This window comes from Microbispora siamensis (genome assembly GCF_016863095.1).
Taxonomy (GTDB): Bacteria; Actinomycetota; Actinomycetes; order Streptosporangiales; family Streptosporangiaceae; genus Microbispora; species Microbispora siamensis.
In genome coordinates, this window is the sequence record NZ_BOOF01000057.1 from 15,591 (window position 1) to 38,115 (window position 22,525).

At 72.2% G+C, this 22,525-nt stretch carries 18 protein-coding genes; 10 read left to right on the plus strand and 8 right to left on the minus strand.

Features of this window, described 5'->3' with window-relative positions; translation table 11 throughout:
- The first annotated feature begins 95 nt into the window (after positions 1-95).
- The 6 genes from Msi02_RS37020 to Msi02_RS37045 all read left to right on the plus strand — a co-directional run bounded on the left by Msi02_RS37020 (position 96) and on the right by Msi02_RS37045 (position 9,078).
- Positions 96-635 carry a TetR/AcrR family transcriptional regulator gene (locus tag Msi02_RS37020; RefSeq protein ID WP_204052457.1) on the plus strand — a complete coding sequence of 180 codons (540 nt, stop codon included), beginning with the start codon at positions 96-98 and terminating at the stop codon, positions 633-635.
- A gap of 120 nt (positions 636-755) precedes the next feature.
- A complete protein-coding gene (locus tag Msi02_RS44145; protein WP_204052458.1) occupies positions 756-3,362 on the plus strand; it encodes an ATP-binding protein in 2,607 nt (868 codons plus the stop codon).
- Positions 3,363-3,568: 206 nt separating this feature from the next.
- Complete coding sequence (locus tag Msi02_RS37030; protein ID WP_204052459.1) at positions 3,569-5,986, plus strand: HNH endonuclease signature motif containing protein; 2,418 nt, start codon at positions 3,569-3,571, stop codon at positions 5,984-5,986.
- Positions 5,987-6,395: 409 nt separating this feature from the next.
- Entirely contained in the window at positions 6,396-7,718 is a 1,323-nt protein-coding gene (locus tag Msi02_RS37035) for an alkyl sulfatase dimerization domain-containing protein (protein ID WP_204052460.1), read from the plus strand.
- Positions 7,719-7,813: 95 nt separating this feature from the next.
- On the plus strand, positions 7,814-8,665 hold the full coding sequence (locus Msi02_RS37040; protein WP_204052461.1) for a HipA family kinase: 852 nt from the start codon (positions 7,814-7,816) through the stop codon (positions 8,663-8,665).
- A complete protein-coding gene (locus Msi02_RS37045) occupies positions 8,662-9,078 on the plus strand; it encodes a DUF3037 domain-containing protein (RefSeq protein ID WP_204052462.1) in 417 nt (138 codons plus the stop codon). The genes Msi02_RS37040 and Msi02_RS37045 overlap by 4 nt, the downstream gene beginning before the upstream one ends.
- 11 nt (positions 9,079-9,089) lie before the next feature.
- Here the strand turns inward: Msi02_RS37045 and Msi02_RS37050 are convergent, their stop codons facing one another.
- The 3 genes from Msi02_RS37050 to ispG form a co-directional block, all read right to left on the minus strand.
- The gene (locus Msi02_RS37050) at positions 9,090-9,932 is read right to left on the minus strand and encodes a GNAT family N-acetyltransferase (RefSeq protein WP_079318884.1); all 843 of its coding nucleotides are present in this window, start codon (positions 9,930-9,932) and stop codon (positions 9,090-9,092) included.
- A 56-nt stretch (positions 9,933-9,988) separates the two neighbouring features.
- Positions 9,989-11,692 (minus strand): alpha/beta hydrolase, encoded by a 1,704-nt coding sequence (locus tag Msi02_RS37055; RefSeq protein WP_239109105.1) that lies wholly within the window; start codon positions 11,690-11,692, stop codon positions 9,989-9,991.
- Between the two features lie 123 nt (positions 11,693-11,815).
- The gene (ispG, locus tag Msi02_RS37060; RefSeq protein WP_079318886.1) at positions 11,816-12,979 is read right to left on the minus strand and encodes a flavodoxin-dependent (E)-4-hydroxy-3-methylbut-2-enyl-diphosphate synthase; all 1,164 of its coding nucleotides are present in this window, start codon (positions 12,977-12,979) and stop codon (positions 11,816-11,818) included.
- Between the two features lie 367 nt (positions 12,980-13,346).
- On the opposite strand from ispG, the gene Msi02_RS37065 reads away from it, so the two are divergent.
- Positions 13,347-14,465, plus strand: coding sequence for a lytic polysaccharide monooxygenase auxiliary activity family 9 protein (locus Msi02_RS37065; RefSeq protein WP_079318887.1), 1,119 nt, complete (start codon positions 13,347-13,349; stop codon positions 14,463-14,465).
- A gap of 73 nt (positions 14,466-14,538) precedes the next feature.
- On the opposite strand, the gene dxr is transcribed toward Msi02_RS37065, so the two are convergent.
- Positions 14,539-15,726, minus strand: coding sequence for a 1-deoxy-D-xylulose-5-phosphate reductoisomerase (dxr, locus tag Msi02_RS37070; RefSeq protein ID WP_079318888.1), 1,188 nt, complete (start codon positions 15,724-15,726; stop codon positions 14,539-14,541).
- A 237-nt stretch (positions 15,727-15,963) separates the two neighbouring features.
- On the opposite strand from dxr, the gene Msi02_RS37075 reads away from it, so the two are divergent.
- Positions 15,964-17,049: a trypsin-like serine peptidase gene (locus Msi02_RS37075; RefSeq protein ID WP_204052463.1), complete on the plus strand. Its 1,086-nt coding sequence runs from the start codon at positions 15,964-15,966 to the stop codon at positions 17,047-17,049.
- 51 nt (positions 17,050-17,100) lie between these two features.
- Complete coding sequence (locus Msi02_RS37080) at positions 17,101-18,126, plus strand: trypsin-like serine peptidase (protein ID WP_204052464.1); 1,026 nt, start codon at positions 17,101-17,103, stop codon at positions 18,124-18,126.
- A gap of 4 nt (positions 18,127-18,130) precedes the next feature.
- Here the strand turns inward: Msi02_RS37080 and ppk2 are convergent, their stop codons facing one another.
- From ppk2 to Msi02_RS37095, 4 genes are read right to left on the minus strand one after another with little or no spacing between them, the layout of a single operon-like run.
- On the minus strand, positions 18,131-19,066 hold the full coding sequence (gene ppk2, locus Msi02_RS37085) for a polyphosphate kinase 2 (protein WP_079318895.1): 936 nt from the start codon (positions 19,064-19,066) through the stop codon (positions 18,131-18,133).
- 13 nt (positions 19,067-19,079) lie between these two features.
- Complete coding sequence (locus Msi02_RS44150) at positions 19,080-19,211, minus strand: hypothetical protein (RefSeq protein ID WP_275414211.1); 132 nt, start codon at positions 19,209-19,211, stop codon at positions 19,080-19,082.
- A gap of 29 nt (positions 19,212-19,240) precedes the next feature.
- Positions 19,241-20,329 carry a sensor histidine kinase gene (locus Msi02_RS37090; RefSeq protein WP_204052465.1) on the minus strand — a complete coding sequence of 363 codons (1,089 nt, stop codon included), beginning with the start codon at positions 20,327-20,329 and terminating at the stop codon, positions 19,241-19,243.
- A complete protein-coding gene (locus Msi02_RS37095) occupies positions 20,326-20,979 on the minus strand; it encodes a response regulator transcription factor (RefSeq protein WP_079318897.1) in 654 nt (217 codons plus the stop codon). The genes Msi02_RS37090 and Msi02_RS37095 overlap by 4 nt, the downstream gene beginning before the upstream one ends.
- An 88-nt stretch (positions 20,980-21,067) precedes the next feature.
- Here Msi02_RS37095 and Msi02_RS37100 point away from each other — a divergent pair, with 88 nt between their 5' ends.
- Positions 21,068-22,417 carry a S41 family peptidase gene (locus tag Msi02_RS37100; protein WP_204052466.1) on the plus strand — a complete coding sequence of 450 codons (1,350 nt, stop codon included), beginning with the start codon at positions 21,068-21,070 and terminating at the stop codon, positions 22,415-22,417.
- Positions 22,418-22,525: the final 108 nt, after the last annotated feature.

Genomic DNA, 22,525 nt, shown 5'->3' on the forward strand with positions numbered 1-22,525 from the left:
GGGTAGCATGTCCTCGCGACCGTCCTGTACGGCCGTACAAAACGAGGGTAAAAGGAATTGATCGGCGGGCGAGCGGCGCGCCGGAAAATGAGACGATGACCACACTCGATCAGGGCAACGCGACCCGGTCCCGGATCCTGGCCGCGGCCCGCGACCTGTTCGCCGAGCGGGGATACGCCGCCGTGTCGCTCGCCGACATCGCGGCGGCGGTCGGGCTGACCAAGACGGCGGTCGCCTACCACTTCCATCCCAAGGACCGGCTGGCGGCCGAGATCATCGCCCCGGCCGCCGACGACCTGCTCGCGCTGCTCGGCGGCGAGTTCTCCGGCCACCGGGAGTTCCTGCGCGCGTTCACCGCGTTCGCCGTACGGCACCGCGCGGTGATCCGGCTGCTCACCGAGGACATCGGCGGCGCCGACAGGGCCCCTCCCGGATCCCCGGGCGAGGCGATCAGGGAGTTCGGCCGGGAGTTGTTCGTTCGCCTGGCCGGGCCCGACCCCTCCCACGGCACCCGCGTACGCGCCTGGGCCGCCCTCGGAGCGGTGCAGTCCGGTGTGGTGAAGACCATGGACGTGCCCGCCGACGTGGTCGAGGAGACCCTGACCGCCGCCGCCGTGGCCGTGTTCGAATCTTGATATACCTACCCCCTTGCGATCACTCTCAGAGAGCGTCACATTTCGTGTGAACGTTCAACCTTTCCGCCGCGTCCTTAGCAGACACCAGCGGGACGGATGCGAAGGGAGTGACGGCCAGCCGTGGACGTACCGGCCGTCGGGGAGGGCCGCGCGGGCGCGCTCGGCCAGGTGGTCTCGGCCCTTTCGAAGACGCCGCGGACCGTCCTCGTCCTCGGCGAGCCCGGCATCGGGAAGACCCATCTGCTCGGTGAGGCCACGGCGCGGCTGAAGGGCTTCCGCGTGCTCCGCGGCCAGGCCCGCGAACTGGACGGCGGGCGCGCCTACGCCCCGCTCGTCGAGGCGCTCGGGGCGTTGGGCGGCGAGGCGGCCGACGTCCTGACCGACCTGCTCGACGCGATGGACCAGGCCGCGCTCGGACACCCGGCCGCCGCACCCGGCGCGATGGCCGCCCGGCTGCTGGAGTCGCTGCCCGGCCCCACCCTCCTCGCCATCGACGACCTGCATCTGGCCGACGCCGACACGCTGAGCGTGCTGCGGGCCCTGCCACGCCGCCACGGCGCCGTCGCGATCCTCGGCACCGCCCGCCACCCTCCCCCGCTCGACGTGGACCTGTCGATCCGGCTCCAGCCGCTGACCACGACCGAGGCCGCCGACCTGGTCACCACGCTGCTCGGCCGTACGCCGAGCGACACCGTCCTGCGGCGGATCCACCTCGCGAGCCGGGGCAACCCGTGGTTCGTGCAGGAGGCCGTACTGGCCCTGGTGCAGGGCGGCGCCGTGCGCTCGGCGGATCCGGGGGCGCGGCGCGGCGCGATCCTGAGTCGGCTGTTCCAGCGCGACCGGGGCGGACGCGACCTCGCCCGCGTGCTGGCCGCGCTGTCGCGCACGCGGGAGACCGCCGATCTCCCTGCGCTCGCCGAACTGGCCGGGCTCGATCCGGAGCAGGCCGAGCGCGCCTTCGAGGCGCTGGTCAGGGACGGCGTGGTCACCAGGAACGGCGACGGCTACGCGCTGGCGCACCCGCTGGTGGCCGAGGCGCTCTACGACGACCTCGGTGTCTCCGGCCGGCGCGAGGTGCACCGGCGCATCGCCGACATGCTCGAACGCGAGGGACTGACCGGGACCAGGCGGGTCCTGGAGTGGGCCACGCACATGGCCGAGGCCGGGCCGCCCGCCGAGGCCCTGCCCGCCGTGCTGCGCGCAGCCGAGCTGACCCGCTGGACCGCGCCGCTGTCGGCCGCGCACTGGTACGGCAAGGCCGCCGAGCTGTCCCCCGAGCCCGGCGGGCTGCTGGCCAGGCAGGCTCTCGCCTATTGGAAGGGCTCGCGGCCCGCGCTGGCGCTGAACTCGGCCCAGCGCGCGGTCGCCGCGCTGCCCTTTGGACGCCGCCGCACCCGTGCCGCGTACACCGCGGTCGGCGCAGCCCACGCGATGGGGTGGTACGAGGTGGCCCTCGACGTGGCCCGCCGCCAGATCCCCAGGGCGGACGACGCCTCGGCGCTGCTCGCCCAGCAGGCGCTGGTCAGCGCGGAGATGGGCCGCCCCAGCGGGGAGGCCGCCCGACGGGCCTGGGAGGGCCTGGCCGACTGCCCGCCGCAGGACCGCGCGACCACGGTCGGATATCTCGCCCTCCACGCGCTCGTACGGGGCGACTGGGCCGAGACGGGGCGGGCGATCGACGACCTGCTCACCTTCGCCGCCGCGCTGCCGCCGGGCGCCCGGCTCGCGTCGCTGGAGTCGGCGGCGCACGTGCTGGCGATCGCCGGGCTGCGTTCCCGCGCCGTCGAGGTGCTCGACCAGGCCGAGCAGATCCACCGCGGCCTCGGCTGGCACGACATCGCCGGACAGCACGTGCGGACCATGGCCGTGATCCGGCGGATGGGCGGCGAGTGGACGCGGGCGCTGGAGGAGATCGCGGTCGCGGGCCGGGCTTTGGCCGAGGCGGGCCTGCTGGAGAACCTCGCCCTGCTGCGCAACATGGAGCTGGACATCCTGCTCGACCAGGGCAGGCTGGACGAGGCCGCCCGGGTCCTCGCCGAACCTCCACCCGGCTCCGCGTTGCAGCAAGGTATGCGCTGCGTGTTCCGCGCACGCCTGGCACTCGGCCGGGGCGACATCGCGGCCGCGCGGCGCGAACTCGACCGCGCCCTCGCGTACGAGGTGCCCGAGGTGGTGCACCGCGCCCTTGCCGTCAAGGTGCTGGTGACGGGAGCGGCGGGCGACGACGCCGGCTGCCGGGCGGCGGCCTCCCGGCTGGACGACCAGTCGGCGAACGGCACCCCCCGTGCCCGGCTCGCCGCCGACCTCGCGGTGGGCTGGGCGTTCCGGGACCGCGCGCGGACGGGCGCGGCGCTGGAGCGGGCCCGCGCCGACGGCCTTCCGTTCGAGGAGGCCCGGGCCCGGTTGGTCCTCGGCGCGCTCGGCGACACGATGCAACTCCCCCGCGCGCACGCGATCTTCACCCGGCTTGGCGCGGCGCCCTGGGCGGCACTGTCCGAACGCCGCCTGCGGGAGGCCGGACTGGTCCCCGAACCGGCGGGCCGCCTCACCCCCGGCGAGCGCCGCGTCATCGAACTGGTCGCCGACGGGTTGAGCAACCCTCAGATTGCCGAGGAGCTGCACTACAGCCGCAAGACCGTGGAGGTCTATCTGACCCGCGTCTACGCGAAGACCGGCCTGCGGTCGCGCGTCGAACTCGCCCTGGCCGTCGAACGCGGCGAGCTGTGAAGCGGTTGTGGCTCCACGTTTGTGCTGGTGGGGGCTTGGATCGATAGTGTGTTCGAGATAGGCTTGGGCAGCCGTTAGAGGTGAGCTTAGTAGGCGGGCCGTCGGTGGCCGTACGCCGTGTGTTGAGCCGAGTCTGCGTGAAGGAAGTCCCGGTCCGGGCGGCCGGGAACGTTCAGTCGCCTTCGTCTCCGCTCCCGGGGGTCACCGTGTCCGCACCGCAATCGCCGCTCGTTCTCGCGCGGCCGTCCTCTCGTAGTGGGGGCGGGGCGCCGGCGGCGATTCCCGAGGGCCTGGCGGCGATGCCGCCGGGGGCCGAACTCGCGCAGATGCTGGCCGCCATCGACGTGGAGCGAGTATCGGGGTTCGACACCGTCGAGGTGCTCAAGGCCGCCTACCGCCAGTCCTGCCACGACCGTGCGCGGTTCCTGCACGCGCTGCTGGAGGTCGGGCTGCGCGAGCAGTTCACCGGCGACAGCGTGGTCCGTCTGGAAGTGCCTGACGAGTTCGCTCCCGATGAGGCGCGGGCCGCGCTGGCCTGGTCCCGCCGCCGGGCGGACTCGGCGTTCGATCTGGCGTGGAACCTGCACCGTCGCCTTCCTGTTCTCGGCGAGGCGATGCTGGCGGGTGAGCTGGACGAGCCGCGGGCGGTGGCCTTCATCCGCTGGACGAGCGGTTTGACCGACGCCCAGGCCGGCTGGGTCTGCGAGCACCTGATCAGCCGCGCCCCGACCTGGACGGTGGGAGAGCTGATCGAGCACATCCAGCGTCTGGTGCTGGCCATCGACCCCGATTGGGCGGAGAAACGCTACAGGGAGGCGGTGCGCAGACGCCGCGTGGTCGGGATGCGCAACGACGACGGCACCGCGACGGTTTCGGGTCTGGATCTGCCGCTTGATCGGGCGGTGGCCGGATGCGAGCGCATCGACGATCTGGCCCGCGCCTGCAAGCGTGCCGGGGACCACCGCCCCGTCGACCACATCCGGGCCGACCTCTTCCTCGGCAGCCTGGACGGCAGCTTCGAGGGCCTGTCCGACGCCGAGATCGTCGCCCACGTCCGCACCCACCCTTTCGTGGACGCCGCCCCCTCTGACGCCCCAGCCGACTTCTCTGACATCCGCCCCGGAGACCCAGCCACCGAGCCGATCACCGAGCCCGTCGACAACGCCGCCGACGGGCGAGATGACGAGCCCGACCACTTGGCCGATGACGAGCCCGATCACGCGGCCGACGACCAGGCCGACGATAAGGCCGATGACGCGATCGACGGCGAGATCCCTGACGAGCCCCGCAGCGCGAGGCGGCCTGAGACCCGAAACCAGACACGCCCTGGGCCTCGCAGTGAGACCGGCGACCCGACCGACGCTAGACCCCACGGCGAAGCGGGCGGCGCGGCACGCGACGAGGCATGCGGAGGGACCGGGCAAGACCACCCACAGCAACACGGACACGAGCCCAGGCAGGAACCCCGACACGACCGGGGACACGATTACGGGCAGGGGCTGAGACAGCGGCTTGGGCCTGCCGATGGGCGACCCCTCGCGGAGCAGACGTCGGCACAGCCGTCATCGGCGCAGACGTCGGCACAGGCACGGGCGGCACAGGCTGGCCAGGCGTCAGCGCAGACACGGTCGGCACAGGCTGGACAGGCGTCGGCACAGGCACGGGCGGCACAGGCTGCGGCACAGGCTGGCCAGGCGTCAGCGCAGACACGGTCGGCACAGTCATCGGCACGGGCTGGACAGGCGTCGGCACAGGCACGGTCAGCGCGGGCGTGGTCGGTGCCGGAGATACGGGTGGAGCTGACTACCCTCCTCGGTCTCGATGAGCACCCGGCCCACCTGCCCGGCTGGGGCATGGTCCACGCCGCTCAGGCCCGTCAGATGGTCGCGTTCATGCTCGCCGGGCAATGGCGCTATGTCGTCTGTGCCGACAATGGGCATTTGCTGCTGACCGGCATCACCGGGCGGCGCCCGTGCCCGCCCGCGCAACGACCCGCACGCGATGCGCGGCGCGGAGGCATCGTCGAGCTTCAGGTCACCCTCTCCCAACTTCGCGAACTGGCCGCCGCACCCAACATCACCGGCATCTGGGCCCCGCTGGTCGCCGACCTGGCCCGCCATGCCCAGCTCGCTGAAACCGGGCAGCCGGACACCGGCCGCCCCGGCACTCGTTCACCTGACGCGGCTGAGTCGGCCGAATCGGCCGGTCGACGGCATGCCGGTGCGGCCTTACGCCGATACGTCCAGATTCGGGGCCAGGTCTGCTCCTGGCCGGGCTGCCGCATGCCCGCCACCCGGACCGACCAGGACCACATCCATGCCTGGGCCGACGACGGCGCCACCACTGCCGACAACCTGCACCTGGCCTGCCGCCACGATCACCGCGCCAGGCACCTCGGCGGCTGGCGGGTCACCGCGGCGGGGCCCCACCTGATCGTCTGGACCAGCCCGCTCGGGCACCCCTACCCCAGCCCGCTGCCGAAGATCATCCAGCCTGTCCCCCAACCCCGGCCCCGCAACTGGCCCGACGCCCCGCCCGGACGCCTGCCCGCCGACCTCCCCGGAGCATCGGAACACGATCATGGTTCCACCAAGCCCTCCTCCGCCCCGCAGCGGCGGACATGACGGCACGACCAGCGGTGAGGCGGACGGCGAAGGTGGAGCAACGTCCTTCAGCACCCACCTCGACGTGCCGCCGTATTGAACGCCACATCTCTTTGGCACCGGCCCTCGGCATACCGGTGTCGAGGGCTCGGTTCCAAAGCCGGACCACCGACGCCGACACCAGCACCGGCACCAAGATCGACACCGGCACGGGTCGCATGGATCGCAGGGACGGCCCGCAGGGTCGCAGGAGTCGCAGGGGTCGGAGTGGTCGCACAGTCGACACATGTCGCAACGATCGGCAAGGGTCGCAGGGGGCGGCACGGATGGCACCGGTCAGCACGGATCGGCACCGGTCGGCACCGATCGGCACGGACATTAGGGATCTCCCTACTGTGCACCGTCCGCCCAGAGGATCAGGCTCTTGACCATGGAATCACCGATCCTTTCGTACGCCGACGAGGTCTGGCGTGGTTCGGTGCGCCCCGAGGACGTGCCCTACGCGGAGTTGCGCCGCGACGGAATGCAGGAGATCGCCTACGGCGTGGCGATGTGGCCGGCGTGCGGCAATGTGTACGTGGTCCGTGGCGAGGACGGGCTGGGTCTCTTCGACACGGGCGACGCCCACGAGGCCGAGCAGTCGTACCGCGCGATCAGGAAGTGGTCGGCCGAGCCGCTCAAATACGCGATCTTCTCCCGCAGCCGAGCCGACCGGCTGGCCGGGATGGAGGAGTTCGATGCCGAGCCGGGCCCTCGACCGCTGGTGGTGGCGCAGGAGGGGCTGGCCCGCAGGCTCACCCAGCACGGCAGGACGGCCGGCTACAACGCGGTCGTCGACCTGCGCGAGCAGGGCTTCCCCCGGATGGTCTGGCCGCCGCCGCAGCGGCTCCCCGACCTGACCTACCGCGACCGGCTGTCCCTGTCGCTGGGAGACGTCACCTTCCAGCTCACCCACGCCCGTGGTGACACCGACGACGCCACCTGGGCGTTCCTGCCCGAGCGGGGCGTGCTGCTGACCGGCGACCTGTTCGCCTGGACGGTCCCCGGGGCGGGCGACCCACAGCGGATCCAGCGCTATCCGGACGACTGGGCGGTGGCGCTGCGGACCATGGCCGCACTCGACGCCGACCTGCTGCTCCCCGGGCGTGGGCTGCCGATCCGCGGAGCCGCCCGGGTGCGCCGGGCGCTCACCGACACGGCCGACTATCTCGACAGCCTGGTGGAGCAGACGCTCGACCTGATGAACGCCGGCGCCCGCCTGGACGAGATCCTGCACTCGGTCAAGCCGCCGCCCGCGCTCGCCGGGCGGCCCTATCTGCGTGAGCGTCACGACGAGCCCGAGTTCATCGTCCGCAACATCTGGCGGCTGCACGGCGGCTGGCACGACGGCAACCCCGCCAACCTCAAGCCCGCGCCGGACGCCGTGTTCGCCCGCGCGGTCGCCGAGCTGTCGGCGGGCGCGGCATCGGTCGCGGGCCGGGCCGTCGCGGCGGCGGCCGACGGCGACCTGCGCCTGGCCTGCCAGCTCGCCGAACTTGCCGCGCAGGCCGAGCCCGAGAACCGCAGGGTGCACGAGATCAGGGCCCTCGTCTACGCGATGCGGGTCCAGCAGGAGCGCGGTTCGATCGCACGCGGCGTGTACGCCTGGGCCGCCGCCGAGTCACGCAGCAAGACCACCGGCATGGATCTGCTCGACGTCTACCACGACGTCGCGGAGGGCCGGATGTGGTGGCTGCCGAGCAAGACCAAGTGAGCCGACCGAATTGGGCCGACCGAGCTGGGCCGGCCGAACGGCCGGCGGGCGCGTGGAGGGGAGTGCCCGCCGGCCCTGCCGGTAGCCTTCTTTCCGTGCTCGAACAGATCACGGCGACCCGGTACGTCGCGCCCCTGCGCGAGGGCGGGTCGCTGCCCGGAGTCGTCGAAGCCGACGACCTCGGCACGTACGTCGTCAAGTTCCGCGGTGCGGGACAGGGGCGGCGGGTGCTCGTCGCCGAGATCATCTGCGCCGAACTCGCCAGGCGGCTCGGCTTCGCCACGCCGGAGCTCAAGGTCATCGACCTCGACCCGCAACTCGGCGTCCGCGAGCCCGACGAGGAGATCCAGGACCTGCTCACCGCGAGCGCCGGGCACAACCTCGCGATCGACTTCCTGCCCGGAGCGCTCGGCTTCGACCCGCTCGCCTGGGAGCCCGACGCCGAGTTCGCCTCCCGGGTGCTGTGGTTCGACGCCTTCGTCCACAACGTCGACCGGAGCTGGCGCAACCCGAATCTGCTCGTCTGGCACGGCGGGGTGTGGCTGATCGACCACGGCGCGGCCCTGTGGTTCCACCACAACTGGCCGACGGCCGACCCGCGCCGGCGGTTCGACGGCCGCGACCACGTGCTCGCGCCGTTCGCGACGAAGCTGGAGCAGGCCGACGCGGACCTGGCCGGGCTCGTCACCCGCCCGCTGCTCGACGAGGTGGCCGCGCTGGTTCCGGACGAGTGGCTGGAGGGCGAGCCGGGCTTCGCCGACGCGCAGGCCGTACGGCGGGCCTACACCGAGCACCTGCTCGCCCGGGTCGCCGGGCCCCGCGACTGGCTACCGGACCCCGCCGGCGACACCGCCACGGCTTCCACCACCGCTTCCGCACCGCGCCGCGGCGAGCGGGGCGCGACGATCGGCGGTTTCTGGCGTGCGGCGCGAGAGGGCGGCCGATGAGCGACCTGGACGTCTACGAGTACGCGGTGATCCGCGTGGTGCCGAGCGTGGAGCGGGGCGAACTGGTCAACGCCGGGGTCATCCTCTATTGCCAGCCGCGCGGCTACCTGTGCGCGCGGGTCGAACTGGACGAGGCCCGGCTGCTGGCGCTGGGCGGGCCGGTGGACCTGCCCGGCGTACGGCTCGCCCTGGCCGCCTACGAGCGGGCGTGCGGCGAGGAGGCGGGCCCCCTGTGCGGGGAGCCGCTGGGCGCCCGGTTCCGCTGGCTCACCGCGCCGCGCAGCACGGTCGTGCAGACCGGGCCGGTGCACGCCGGGCTGACCGGCGACCCCGCGGCCGAGCTGGACCATCTGCTGACCCGGCTGGTGCGACCGGCGCAGGCCGGCCTCAACGCTCAGAACAGCAACGCTTAGAACAGACGCGCTCAGAACAGCACGGACATGAACGTGTCGACCTCCCGGAAGCCCACCTTGCGGTAGACGGCCCTGGCCGGGAGGTTGAAGTCGTTCACGTAGAGGGTCACGACCGGGGCGAAGTACTTCAGCGCCTGCTCGACCACGGCGGCCATGCCGGCCGCGGCGTGGCCGCGCCCGCGCAGGTCGGGGTGGACCCACACGCCCTGGATCTGGCACGCCTGCGGCGTCACCGCGCCGATCTCGGCCTTGAAGACCACCTGGCCGTCGTCGATGCGCGCGTACGACCGCCCGATGCGGATGAGCTCGGCGACCCTGGACCGGTAGAGCGCTCCACCATCGCCGTTGTCCGGCGAGACGCCCACCTCTTCGGTGAACATCGCCACGCAGGCGGGCAGCAGGATGCCGAACTCCTCGGGGCGGACCCTCCGTACGAGCGGGTCCGGCTCGACGGCGGGCGCGGAACTCGTGGCCATGACCGGCTGGGCCCACCGGATCGCCCGGGCGCCGCCCCAGTGCGGCTCCAGCCGCTCCCAGAGTTGTTCCACCGCACCGGCCGGGCCGACGATGGACGAGCAGCGACGGCCCTGCTTGCGCGCCCGGTCGGCGAAGGCGTGTACGGCCTCGCGGGTGGCGTTCACGGGCACCAGGTTGGCCCCCGCGTAGCACAGGGACACCAGTCCCCCGCGCGGGCCGTAGCCCCACATCTGACCGCCGAGCCGTGAAGGGCTGAGGCCGACGGCCCTGACCCGGGCCGCTACGAACACATTGGCGACCGGATCGGTGTCGAGGAGCGCCAGCACCTCGTCACGATCGCTGTCGTCGAGCACGCGCGACGCCGATGTTCGCAGCATCACGGGCCCAGCCTACGCGAACGGTTCGCGTTTGGGAGGTATCGGCCCGGCCTGGCTCACCGCCCCACGGCAGAGACGTGGGACGCCGTTCCGGGCGCACCCGCCGCGACCTTCATCAGCGTGGCCCGCGGCTCCGGCTCGCCCGGGCAGGTCGCGTCGGCGCCCCGCGTGCCCTTGCGCAGCGGCAACAGCGCCGCGTCGCGCAGGTAGGCCGCCAGTTGACGGTCCACGCAGGCGTTCCCGGCGAGCGACACGCCGTGGTTGCCGCCGCCCGAGGTGAGCAGGCGCGCGGTCGGGAACAGGCGGCGCATGCGCAGCGCCCCCTCGTACGGCGTGGCGGCGTCGCGCTCGGCCTGGATCAGCAGGACGGGCGGCAGGTGCGACGTGCCCACCTTGACCGGCGTGCCGCCCTTCTCGGGCCAGAAGGCGCACGGCGCGTTGTAGACGGCGTTGGGCCAGGCCATGAACGGCGCCTCGGTGTGCGCCCGGCGCGTGTCGGCCCGCCAGCGGTCCCAGGACCGGGGCCAGGCCGCGTCGCGGCACTCCACGCCCAGGTAGACCGCGTAGGAGTTCTCCTCCTCCGCGTCGATCTCGGCCTCCAGGTGGAACAGCTTCACCAGGACGGAGGGGTCGCCGTCGCGGACGTAGGTCGAGAAGGCGGCGCCGAGGTACGGCCAGAGCCGGTCGCTGTAGGCGCCGTTGGAGAAGACGTCGTCCAGTTCGCTCGGGCCCACGACCCCGCCCGCGGGCCTGTCGTGCAGGCGGGAGCGCATGGAGTACCACGCGAAGGACACCGCCGCCTGCGTCTTGCCCAGCTTGTAGACGTCGTCGTGCTCGGCCACCCAGGCGAGGAAGTCGCGGTGCCGCCGGTCGAAGCTGTGGTCCTGGGCGATGTTGGCCTCGTACCAGACGCCGTCGGGGTCCACCACGCTGTCGAGCACCAACCGGCGCACCCGCTGCGGGAACAGGGTGGCGTAGACCGCCCCCAGGTAGGTGCCGTACGAGTAGCCGAGGTAGCTGATCTTCTCCTCGCCGAGCGCCGCGCGCACCGCGTCCATGTCCCGCGCGGAGTTCTCGGTGGTCAGGTAGGGCAGGAACCAGGCCCAGCGGTTGCCGCAGCCCTCGGCGTACTGCCTGGCCCGGCCGACCAGCACCTGTTCCTCGGCGTCGTTCCTCGGCACGTTGTCGGGACGGGGCGGCGCGTAGAAGCGGGCCGGGTCCACGCACGACATGGCGGGCTGGCTGGGCGCCACCCCGCGCGGCGCGAAACCGATGATGTCGAACCGCGCCGCGACGTCCTTCGGCAGCCGCGCCGCGACGTACCTGGCCAGGCTGAGCCCCTCGCCGCCCGGCCCGCCGGGGTTCACCAGCAGGGCGCCGAGGTGGTTGCCGTCACGTGAGGCGGTGCCCTTGATGCGGTTGAGCGCCAGCGTGATCTGCTGGCCGTACGGCTCGCGGTAGTCGAGCGGGACCCGCAGCTCCGCGCACTCCTCACCTGGCGTGCGACGCGTCGCCTGCACCGGCTCCCGCCGGTCGGCCCGGCGGGCCGGCCCGATCGGCCGGATCCGGCGGGCCGAGCCGAGGCCGAGCAGGCCGCCGGAGGCCGACTTCGTCTCCGGCGGGCACTGCTTCCATTCGAGCGGACGCTGCGGCGGGCCCCAGTGCCCCGTCCGGTCCGATCCGGCGGCCACCCCTTCCGGCCCGACCAGTCCGGCGACCAGCGTCGCGATGCCCGCGACCACACCAACGACCCGCTTCACCGCATAGCTCCTCTGCTTCCGAACAGCAGAGGAAAGCTTCGCGATGTGATCGGACGAGCACGGACCGTACTACCCGATCATTGCCATTGTGTAGTCAGAGCATTGCGATATGTAATGCCGAGGTCAGCGGACGACGACCTCCGGACCGGTGGCCTCGTCGTCGAGGTCCACGTCGACGCCCATCTCCTCGGCCAGGCGCAGGGCCTCCTCGATGAGGGTCTCGACGATCTGCGACTCGGGGACGGTCTTGATGACCTCGCCCTTCACGAAGATCTGGCCCTTGCCGTTGCCGGAGGCGACGCCGAGGTCGGCCTCCCTGGCCTCGCCGGGGCCGTTGACCACACAGCCCATGACGGCCACGCGCAGCGGCACCTTGAGCCCGGTCAGCCCGGCCTGCACCTGCTCGGCGAGGGTGTACACGTCCACCTGGGCCCGGCCGCAGGACGGGCAGGAGACGATCTCCAGGCCGCGCTCGCGCAGGCCAAGCGACTCGAGGATCTGCGTGCCGACCTTGACCTCCTCGACCGGAGGCGCCGACAGCGACACCCGGATGGTGTCGCCGATCCCCTCGGCCAGCAGCGCGCCGAACGCCACCGCCGACTTGATCGTGCCCTGGAAGGCCGGTCCCGCCTCGGTCACGCCGAGGTGCAGCGGGTAGTCGCAGCGCTGGGCGAGCAGCCGGTACGCCTGGATCATGACGACCGGGTCGTTGTGCTTCACCGAGATCTTGATGTCGCGGAAGCCGTGCTCCTCGAACAGGGAGCACTCCCACAGCGCCGACTCGACCAGGGCCTCCGGGGTGGCCTTGCCGTACTTCTGCAGCAGGCGCGGGTCGAGCGAGCCCGCGTTGACGCCGATCCTGATCGGCACGCCGGCGTCGGAGGCGGCGCGGGCGATCTCGCCGACCTTGTCGTCGAACTTCTTGATGTTCCCGGGGTTCACCCGAACGGCCGCGCATCCGGCCTCGATCGCCGCGAAGACGTATTTGGGCTGAAAATGGATGTCGGCGATGACCGGGATCTTGGACTTCCTCGCGATGGCCGGCAGCGCGTCGGCGTCGTCCTGCGAGGGGACCGCGACCCGGACGATCTGACAACCCGCCGCGGTGAGCTCCGCGATCTGCTGCAGGGTGGCGTTGACGTCGGCGGTCAGCGTGGTGGTCATGGACTGCACCGAGACCGGCGCGTCCCCGCCGACGGGGACCGAGCCGACCATGATCTGACGTGACACCCGCCGCTTGGCGATCGGCTGGGTCCGTACGGCGGGAATCCCGAGATCAACAGACATTTCTGCACCTTGTGTAATAGGCGACACCCGATGGAGGGGCCCTCCCAGTCTAAGGAGTGCCGAGAGGGCGGACGGCCCGAAACCTTTTCACGACGAATGAAGGTTTCATGACCCGCGACTGAAGGAAGAGCCGTCACCTGCGCGGACGGGCGCCGTGGCCGCGGACGGGTGGGCAGGCGGCGGAGGCCGACCTAAAGTCCGAATCGCGTGAGCGCTCTCGCACCACCTGGTCGGTAAGTCAACGGCTGTCCCCCCGGGCCGACGTGCTCGCGCCGTCGGCGGTGCCGTGCTGCACCACGAGTGCGGCAGCCATGACCACGCGAAAGGGTAGCCCGTGGGTAGACCACGAAGAAGACCAACGAAAGCGATGATCGGGCTGATCGTCGCCGCGCTGTCCGCCCTCGTCTCCGCCGTCGTGCTCGCCTCCCCGGCGTCCGCGCACGGCGCGATGATGACGCCGGGCAGCCGTACGTACCTGTGCTGGAAGGACGGCCTGACCCAGAACGGCGCCATCCAGCCGAAGAACCCGGCCTGCGCGGCCGCGGTCGCGAAGAGCGGGGTCAACGCGCTGTACAACTGGTTCGCCGTGCTGCGGTCGGACGGCGCGGGCCGCATGTCCGGCTTCATCCCGGACGGCCAGCTGTGCAGCGGCGGCGCCGTCGTGTACGACTTCAGCGGCTTCGACCTCGCCCGCGACGACTGGCCGGTCACCCACCTCACGTCCGGGGCGACCATCCAGATGCGGTACAACAAGTGGGCCGCCCACCCGGGCACGTTCCGGTCGTACATCACGAAGGACTCCTGGAGCCCCACCCGCCCGCTGGCGTGGAGCGACCTGGAGTCCGTGCCCTTCGACAGCGTCACCGACCCGCCGAGCGTCGGCTCGCCGGGCAACGCGGACTCCTACTACTACTGGAACGCCAAGCTGCCGTCCGGCAAATCCGGCCGCCACATCATCTACTCGGTGTGGCAGCGCTCGGACAGCAACGAGACGTTCTACAACTGCTCGGACGTCGTCTTCGACGGCGGCAACGGCGAGGTGACCGGCGTCGGCGACCCGGGCAACCCGCCCACCAGCCCGAGCCCCAGCCCGGCCGTCTCCCCGTCGCCGACCCGCAGCCCCAACACCTCGCCCAGCCCGTCGCCCAGCGCGTCTCCCAGCCCGTCGACGAGCCCGACCGGCGGCCCCGGCGGCTGCTCGGCCACCTACAAGGTCGCCAGCTCGTGGGGCAGCGGCTTCCAGGGTGAGGTGACGGTGAAGGCCGGCTCCTCGTCCATCGGCGGCTGGACCGTCAAGTGGACCCAGCCGAGCGGCGTCACGATCACGCAGGTCTGGAACGGCACGCTCAGTCAGTCCGGTAGCGACGTCAGCGTGAAGAACGTGAGCTACAACGGCAGTCTGGGCGCCGGCGCCTCGACCACGTTCGGCTTCCTGGCCAACGGATCGAGCGGCAGCACCCCGTCGCTGACCTGCTCGGCGGCCTGACCCCGCCGCCCGCGGCGCGACCCGCCTGACCCGGGTCGCGCCAAGGGCAGGGAGTGTCCGGCAAATCAGCTCGTCAGCTCGTCAGCTCGGCCGCCCGCGCCCTCGCCCACGCGTCCGCCGTGAGGACCTCCTCCACGGACGCCGCCGGGCCGGGGGTGTGGGCGGCCACCACGCGTTCCACCGTGTCCACGATGCCGAGGAACGGCAGGGCGCCCTTCAGGAACGCCTCCACGCACACCTCGTTCGCCGCGTTGTAGACCGCCGGCGCCGTGCCGCCCAGGGCGCCCACGTGGCGGGCCAGCGCGACCGACGGGAACGCCTCGTCGTCGAGCGGCTCGAAGGTCCAGGTGTGGGCGGTGGTCCAGTCGACCGCCCGGGCCGCGCCGGGCACCCGCTCGGGGTAGGCCAGCGCGAGCGAGATCGGCAGCCGCATGTCGGGCGGGCTCGCCTGCGCGACCGTCGAGCCGTCGGCGAACTCCACCATCGAGTGGATGATCGACTGCGGGTGAACCACCACCTCGATCCGGTCGAACCCGATGTCGAACAGCAGATGGGCCTCGATCACCTCCAGGCCCTTGTTCACGAGCGTCGCCGAGTTCACCGTGATGACCGGGCCCATGCTCCAGGTCGGGTGGTTCAGCGCCATCTCCGGCGTCACGTCCGTCAGCTCGGCCCGCTTCCTGCCCCGGAACGGGCCGCCGCTCGCCGTCACCACCAACCGCCGTACGGCCGCCGGGTCGGCCCCGCCCGGCCCGGCCGCCCACAGGCACTGGGCGAGCGCGGAGTGCTCGGAGTCCACCGGGATCATCTGGCCCGGCCCGGCCAGGCGCTTGACCAGCGGGCCGCCCACGATCAACGACTCCTTGTTGGCCAGCGCGAGCACCCGGCCCGCCTCCAGGGCGGCGAGCGTGGAGGTCAGCCCCAGGGCCCCGGTGATGCCGTTGAGCACGATGTCGCAGGGCGACGCCGCGACCTCCGCCACCCCCTCCGGGCCCGCCAGCACCCTCGCCCGCGCGCCCGCCGCCGCCAGGGCCTCGCGCAGCGCCGGTACGGCCGCCGGGTCGGCGACCGCCACCGCCTCGACCCCGAAGTCGGCCGCCTGCCTCGCCAGCAGGTCGACCCTGCCGCCCCCCGCGGCGAGCGCGGTCACGCGGAACCGCCCGGGAGCGTTGGCGACGACGTCGAGAGCCTGGGTGCCGATGGAGCCGGTCGAACCCAGCACGACGACAGACCGGGGCTGCGGCAGGGATTGGGAGCTCATTCCCTCATTGTCGCCGAGGCGGCCCGCGGGCCCGCAACGGCACGGGCCGTACGCGGAACGGCCGGAGCCGAAGAGGGAGGTGCTGCGCAGAAGATGCTGAAGAGAAACCAGCACATATATGACCGAATCTCCCTATAACCGTATAGGCGGATTGTGAGAAATCCGGTCGAAGGCGTCGCTACTTTCCCGCGTCAGGACATCCCGACACGCCTCAGGAATCCCGACACGGAGGTAGGCATGCACCCCACGGCACGACGTCTCGCCGTTCTCTCGGTCCCCGCCCTCGCGGCGGCGGGGGCGATGCTCCCCGCCGCGCACGGCGCCGCGGCGGCCATGACGGGAACCGTCACGCGGTCGGCCGCCGCCGGTCCCAGGCCCGCCGTTCACGAGGCGGCCGACACGACGACCGAGCAGCGTACGGTCAAGAAGTTCTGGACGGTCGCACGCATGGAGGCGGCCGAGCCGCTGGACGCCCCCGGCACCGGCGACCGGCACTTCGCGGCATCCGGCTCCGCGTCCGGTTCTGCGCCCGCCGACGCGTCCGCGGCACGGCCCGCGACGGTCGCCCCCACCCTCACCGCCGCCACGGGCACGGTCGCCGACACGGCCTATGCCTCGTCGCGGACCTCTGGCTCCTCCTGGACGGCGGGCGGGACGGTGGTGAAGACGACAGGGAGGGTGTTCTTCACGGTCACGGCCGGTTCGGACGCCGGGCGGAACGCCTCCTGCTCGGGCACCGCCGTCACCAGCGCCAACAAGAGCGTGGTCATCACCGCGGGACACTGCGTGAAACTGAACGGCGCCTTCCACGCCAACTGGGTCTTCGTCCCCGGCTACGACCAGGGCAACCGGCCCGACGGCACCTGGCCGGCGACCACCCTGCTCACCACCTCCCAGTGGAACTCGGGCGAGAACATGAACTACGACGTCGCCGCCGCCGTCGTCGCGCCGCAGGGCGGCAAGAGCCTCACCGACGTCGTCGGCGGCCAGGGCGTCGCGTTCAACCAGCCGCGCGGGCGCCAGACGTACGCCTTCGGCTACCCGGCGGGCGGGCCGTACGACGGGTCGAAGCTGGTCTACTGCAGCGGACGGACGTTCGACGACTTCCTCAGCTCGCAGGACCAGGGGCTGAGCTGCGGCATGACCGGCGGCGCCAGCGGCGGCCCGTGGTTCCTCAACTTCAGCGCGAGCACCGGCAGCGGCCTGCTCAACTCGGTGAACAGCTTCAAGTACAACTTCGCGTCCTACTGGATGTTCGGCCCCTACTTCGGCCCGGAGGCCGAGGCGGTCTACAACACGGCCCAGAACACCTCCCTCACCTGATTCACCGAAAGTAACCACGAGAACACTTCCCGTGGTCCACACTCGGGAGCCATGACTCCGAGCCTCCCCTTGCTTGCCGTCACCGCCCTCGTCACCGGACTTCTGGGAGCCCCCGACCGGGAGGTCTCCCCGATCGGAGACGTCGTGGAGCACGTGGCCGGGCACGCCTCCGGGACCTACTGGACACCGCAGCGGATGGCGCGGGCGGTCCCGATCGGGCTGCTCAACCCATCGGTGCTGCCGCCCGTCGCCAGGGCCGCCCTGCCCCCGTTCGCCCGGGCCGCCCTGCCGCCGGCCGCCGGGCTGGTCGTCGCGCCCGATCAGACGGCGCGACGGCCCAGCGGAACGACCCGGGCGGGCAGGACGCGGCAGGCGGCGGCGATGCCCCCGGCCACCACGAGCGGCATGCGCTGGGCGGCGGGCGGTTCGGTGACGAGGACCACCGGCAGGGTCTTCCTCACGCTGAACGGGGTGGACTTCTCCTGCTCCGCCAGCGCCGTGCGCAGCGCGAACAGGGACCTGGTCGTCACCGCCGGGCACTGTGTCAAGGACGGCGCCGGGGACTGGGCGGAGAACTGGACCTTCGTCCCCGGATACGACGAAGGGCGGCAGCCGTACGGCGCCTTCCCGGCACGGCGGATGTTCGTCGCCGGGCCCTGGTCGCGCTCCGGGAACGACGACTACGACGTGGGCATGGTCGCCGTGGACGACCTCGACGGGCAGCACCTGACCGACCTGGTGGGCGGGCAGCCGATCGGCTTCGATCCGCCCCGGAGCCGCCGGACCTACGGTTTCGGGTTCCCCGCCGACCCTCCGTACGACGGCGAGCGGCTGCTGTACTGCGCGGGCGTCCCCCACGGCGACCCGCAGGGGCAGACCCGCGATCAGGGCCTGCGCTGCGACCTCACGGCGGGGGCCAGCGGCGGGCCCTGGCTCAGCGGCTTCGACCCGGCCTCCGGCCGGGGCATGCTGACGTCCGTCAGCAGCTTCAAGTACAGCAACGACCACCGCACGATGTACGGCCCCTACTTCGGCGCCGCCGTACGCGACCTGTTCCGCACCGCCGAGCGGGCGTGACGGGTCAGAACGGCGACAGCGGCTCGGCGTTGTCCTCGTCCACGATGTCGGCGGCGGACCGGACGATCAGGGGGTCGGGCTCGCCCACGACCGAGGCGTCCTTGTCGTCGTAGTCGTACAGGGACAGGACGTAGCGCATCGCCTCCAGCCTGCCGCGCTTCTTGTCGTTGCTCTTGATGATCGTCCAGGGGGCGTCCTCGGTGTCGGTGTTGAGGAACATGTCCTCCTTGGCCCGGGTGTACTCGTCCCACAGGTCCAGCGAGGCGATGTCCATCGGCGACAGCTTCCACTGCCGTACGGGGTCCACCTGGCGGATGACGAACCGGGTGCGCTGCTCGGCCCGCGACACCGAGAACCACAGCTTGACCAGGCGGATGCCGTCGCGCACGAGCATCCGCTCGAACAGCGGCGCCTGGTACATGAACTCCATGTACTCCTCCGGAGTGCAGAAGCCCATGACCCGCTCGACCCCGGCCCGGTTGTACCAGGACCGGTCGAACAGCACGATCTCGCCCGCCGCCGGAAGGTGCTCGACGTACCGCTGGAAGTACCACTGGGTGCGCTCGCGCTCGCTGGGCTTCTCCAGCGCCACCACGGTCGCACCGCGGGGGTTGAGGTGCTCCATGAAGCGCTTGATGGTGCCGCCCTTGCCGGCCGCGTCCCGTCCCTCGAACAGGATCACCAGGCGGCCGCCGGTGTCCTTCAGCCAGTACTGCAGCTTCAGCAGCTCGATCTGCAGCAGCCGCTTCTGCTGGTCGTACTCCTGCCGGGAGATGCGGTGGTCGTACGGGTAGTGCTCGCGCCAGGTGTCCACGGGGCCGCCGTCGGCGCGCACGAGGACGGGATCGTCGTCATCGTCGTCCAGCACCTTCAGCCCCGGCGTGCGGCGCAGCAGTTCGACCCCGTCGGAATGCTCCCCTAACTGCGATACTTCCGGCATCTCAGCGTCCCGTTCACTCGGCCAGCATGACGTGAAGGCCGGGCGGCGCCCCGGCCACGACCATCGCGAAGCAGGAGACGGCGAAGGCCGTCCCGGCCGCACGGGCCGCGGACGTCCCGCTGCCCCGCGCGCGGGTGTCGTACACCCGCCTCGCGGCGAACGCGGCTGGTTCCCCTACGGGTCCGCCGGGAACGTCACGACGACCTCGAGGCCGCCGCCGGGATTCGGGCGCGCTGTCACGGCGGCCCCGTGCGCCGTCGCGATCGAGGCGACGATCGACAGCCCGAGCCCCGCGCCCTGCCCCCGGGTCGTGTGCAGGCGACGGAAGGGCGCGAAGAGGTCGCCGAAGCGTTCGGCCGGCACCTCGGGACCGGTGTTGCGGACCGTCAGCACGCCCCCGGCGAGCGTCACCTCGACGGCTCCTCCGGGGTGGTTGTAGCGGACGGCGTTGCCGACGAGGTTGGTGACGAGCCGATCCAGCAGGACCGGATCCCCGTGGACGAGGAACGGCTCGATCCGCGCGGTCACCGACACCTCGTCCGCGTCCGTCTCGGCCAGGACGAGCCGTACGACCTCGTGGAAGGCCACGGGAGCCCGCCTCTGCAGGCCGTGCTCGGCCTGGGAGAGGACCAGCAGGGCGTCGATGAGGCCCTCGATCCGGTGGTTGTGGAACAGGAGCTTCTCGCGGATCTCGCCGACATCCTCGGGCAGGCCGATCTCGATCGCCGTCCGCTGCACGGCCAGCGGAGTGCGCAGTTCGTGGGACGCGTTCGCGATGAACCGCCGCTGCCCCTCGACCGAGCGCTCCAGCCGGTCGAGCATGGCGTCGAAGGTGTCGGCCAGCTCCTTCAGCTCGTCCCGCGGCCCGCCGAGGGCGATCCGCTCGTGCAGGGTGGACAGGGACAGCCGCTGCGCGGTGGCGGTGATCCGGTGGACGGGCCGCAGGATCCGCCCCGCGATCACCCAGCCCACGACCACCGACACCAGGGTCAGGGCCCCGATCGCCAGCGCGCTCACGTCCCACTGATAGTGGATCACCTCCCGCGCCAGCTGGGACAGCGGCGGGAGCGGCCCCAGCTCCGATCCGGGGAGCAGAGCGGCCGGGGCCGGAGGCGCCTCTCCCACCCCGACCCCGCGAAAGCTCTCGATCCGCGCGTGCAGCGCCTGGCGCAGCAGCATGTTGACGATGACCAGCAGCACGACGGAGGTGAGCAGGAAGAGCCCCGAGTAGATCAGCGTGAGTCGTACCCGGACCGTCGTCACAGCAGGTATCCGGCGCCGGGAACGGTCTGGATGCACGGCGGGTCGCCCAGCTTCGCGCGCAGGCGGCTGACCACGACCCGCACCACGGTCGTGAAGGGGTCGGCGTTCTCGTCCCACGCCTCCTCCAGGAGCCGCTCGGCGCTCACCACCGCGCCCTCCGCCCGCATCAGCACCTCCAGGACGGCGAACTCCTTGAGCGACAGGTGCAGGTGCCGGCCGTCCCTGGACGCCTGGAGCCGGTGGGTGTCGAGCACGATCCCGTGCCGGGTCAGCACCGGGGGCACCTGGTCCCGGCTGCGCCGTCCCAGCGCCCGCACCCGCGCGACCAGTTCGGTGAAGTCGAAGGGCTTGGGCAGGTAGTCGTCGGCTCCCATGCCGAGGCCGGCGACCCTCTCCGGCACCGACGACGCCGCCGTCATCATGAGGATCCGCGTACGGCTCCCGCGCGCTACCAGGTCGCGGCACACGAGGTCGCCGTGCAGCTCGGGCAGGTCGCGGTCGAGGACGAGGACGTCGTAGTCGCTCACCGCCAGCCGCTCGGCCGCGGCGGCTCCGTCGTACACCACGTCGACCGCCATCGCGTGGCGGCGCAGTCCCATCGCCACGAGGTCGGCCAGGTCGCGCTCGTCTTCGGCCACGAGTACCCGCATGCCGACGTTCCTAGCCGAAGCGGGGTAACAGCGGCGTTAACGGTTCCGTTCACGGTCGTGCAACCCAGCTCCGGCCACGCTGACGGGCATGATCAGAACTCTCTCCGCCGCCGTCCTGCTGGCCGCCGGCACCCTGTCCGCCGCCCTCCCGGCCCCCGCCGCGCAGGCCGCCACCGCGCAGGCCACCGAGGGCGGCGGGTGCGTCCGGATCACCGCGCCGCCGCCCGAGTCCGCGCCGCCGACGTCGGTGAACACGCTCCGGCAGGCGTACGAGTGCATGCTGGACAACTACTACAGCGGGCCCGTGCTCGATTCGAAGGTCCTGCTGCGGGACGCTCTCGCCGCGTACACCCAGGATCTGATGCGGCGCGGCGCCGACGAGGCCGGTCTTCGCCTGCCCGCGCTGACGGGGAACCGCGACGCCGACTGGGCCGCCTTCGCCGACATGATCGGCACCGGCGACCCGCACGCCCTGCGCGCCGCGGTCATCGGGATGGTCGCCGGGCTCCACGACGACCACGCCCGGGTGGACAGGCCCGCTCCCCCGCCGGAGGGCGGGCCGACCGGCACGGGCATCGCGGGCCTGTCGGCCGCGCAGGGCCCACGATTGGACCCGGCTGCCCGGCCGCCGCTGTTCATCACCCGCGTCCTGCCTCGCAGCCCGGCGGACAAGGCCGGCATCCGGCCCGGCGACATCATCGAGAAGGTCGACGGCATACCGGCGTTCATCGGGGACAAGGTGAACCAGAGCCTCATCGACACGTTCGCCTCCGACACGGTACGGCTCACGCTCAAGCGGCCCACGACGGGACGCGTCAGAACCGTGCAGCTCACCGCGGGTCCCCTCGAAGAGCAGAAGCGGGCGGTGACGTCGAAGACGCTCCCCGGCGGCGTCACCTACGTCAAGGTGCCCGGGTTCTTCGAGGGCGCGGCCGACCAGGCCATCGCCAAGCTGAAGGACACCTCGAAGGCCGCGGTCATCGACCTGCGCGGCAACGGCGGCGGGTCGCCGCGCGAGGTGACCCGGCTGCTCGGCGCGTTCGCGCACGGCAAGGTCACCAGCTATTTCTGCCCCCTCACGGGTGACTGCGCGGCCAACCACACCGACGACACCGTCCCGCTGCTCGGGCTGCGCCTGGTCGTGCTCACGGACCGCGCGTGCGCCTCGGCCTGCGAGGACTTCAGCGCGGCCGTGAAGGACAACGGCCTGGGCGCGCTCGTCGGGACCCGCACCGCGGGGGCCGTCTCCGGGCCTGCCGAGCCGTACCTTCTCGACGACGGCAGTGTGCTGCTGCTGCCCAAGGTCCGGCACCTCGGACCGGCCCGGGAGACCATCGACACGATCGGCGTCCCCGTCGACCACTACGCCCCCATGACGGCCCTCGATCTGGCCACGGGGCGCGACCCCGGCCTCGCCACGGCGCTGAGTCTCCTCTGACGGCCCTGAGCCTCCTCTGACAGCGCTGAGCCTCCTCTGACGGCACCGGGGCTCCCGAAAAAGACGACGGGCCCGGGGGACGTGGTCCCCCGGGCCCCTTCGGACGCC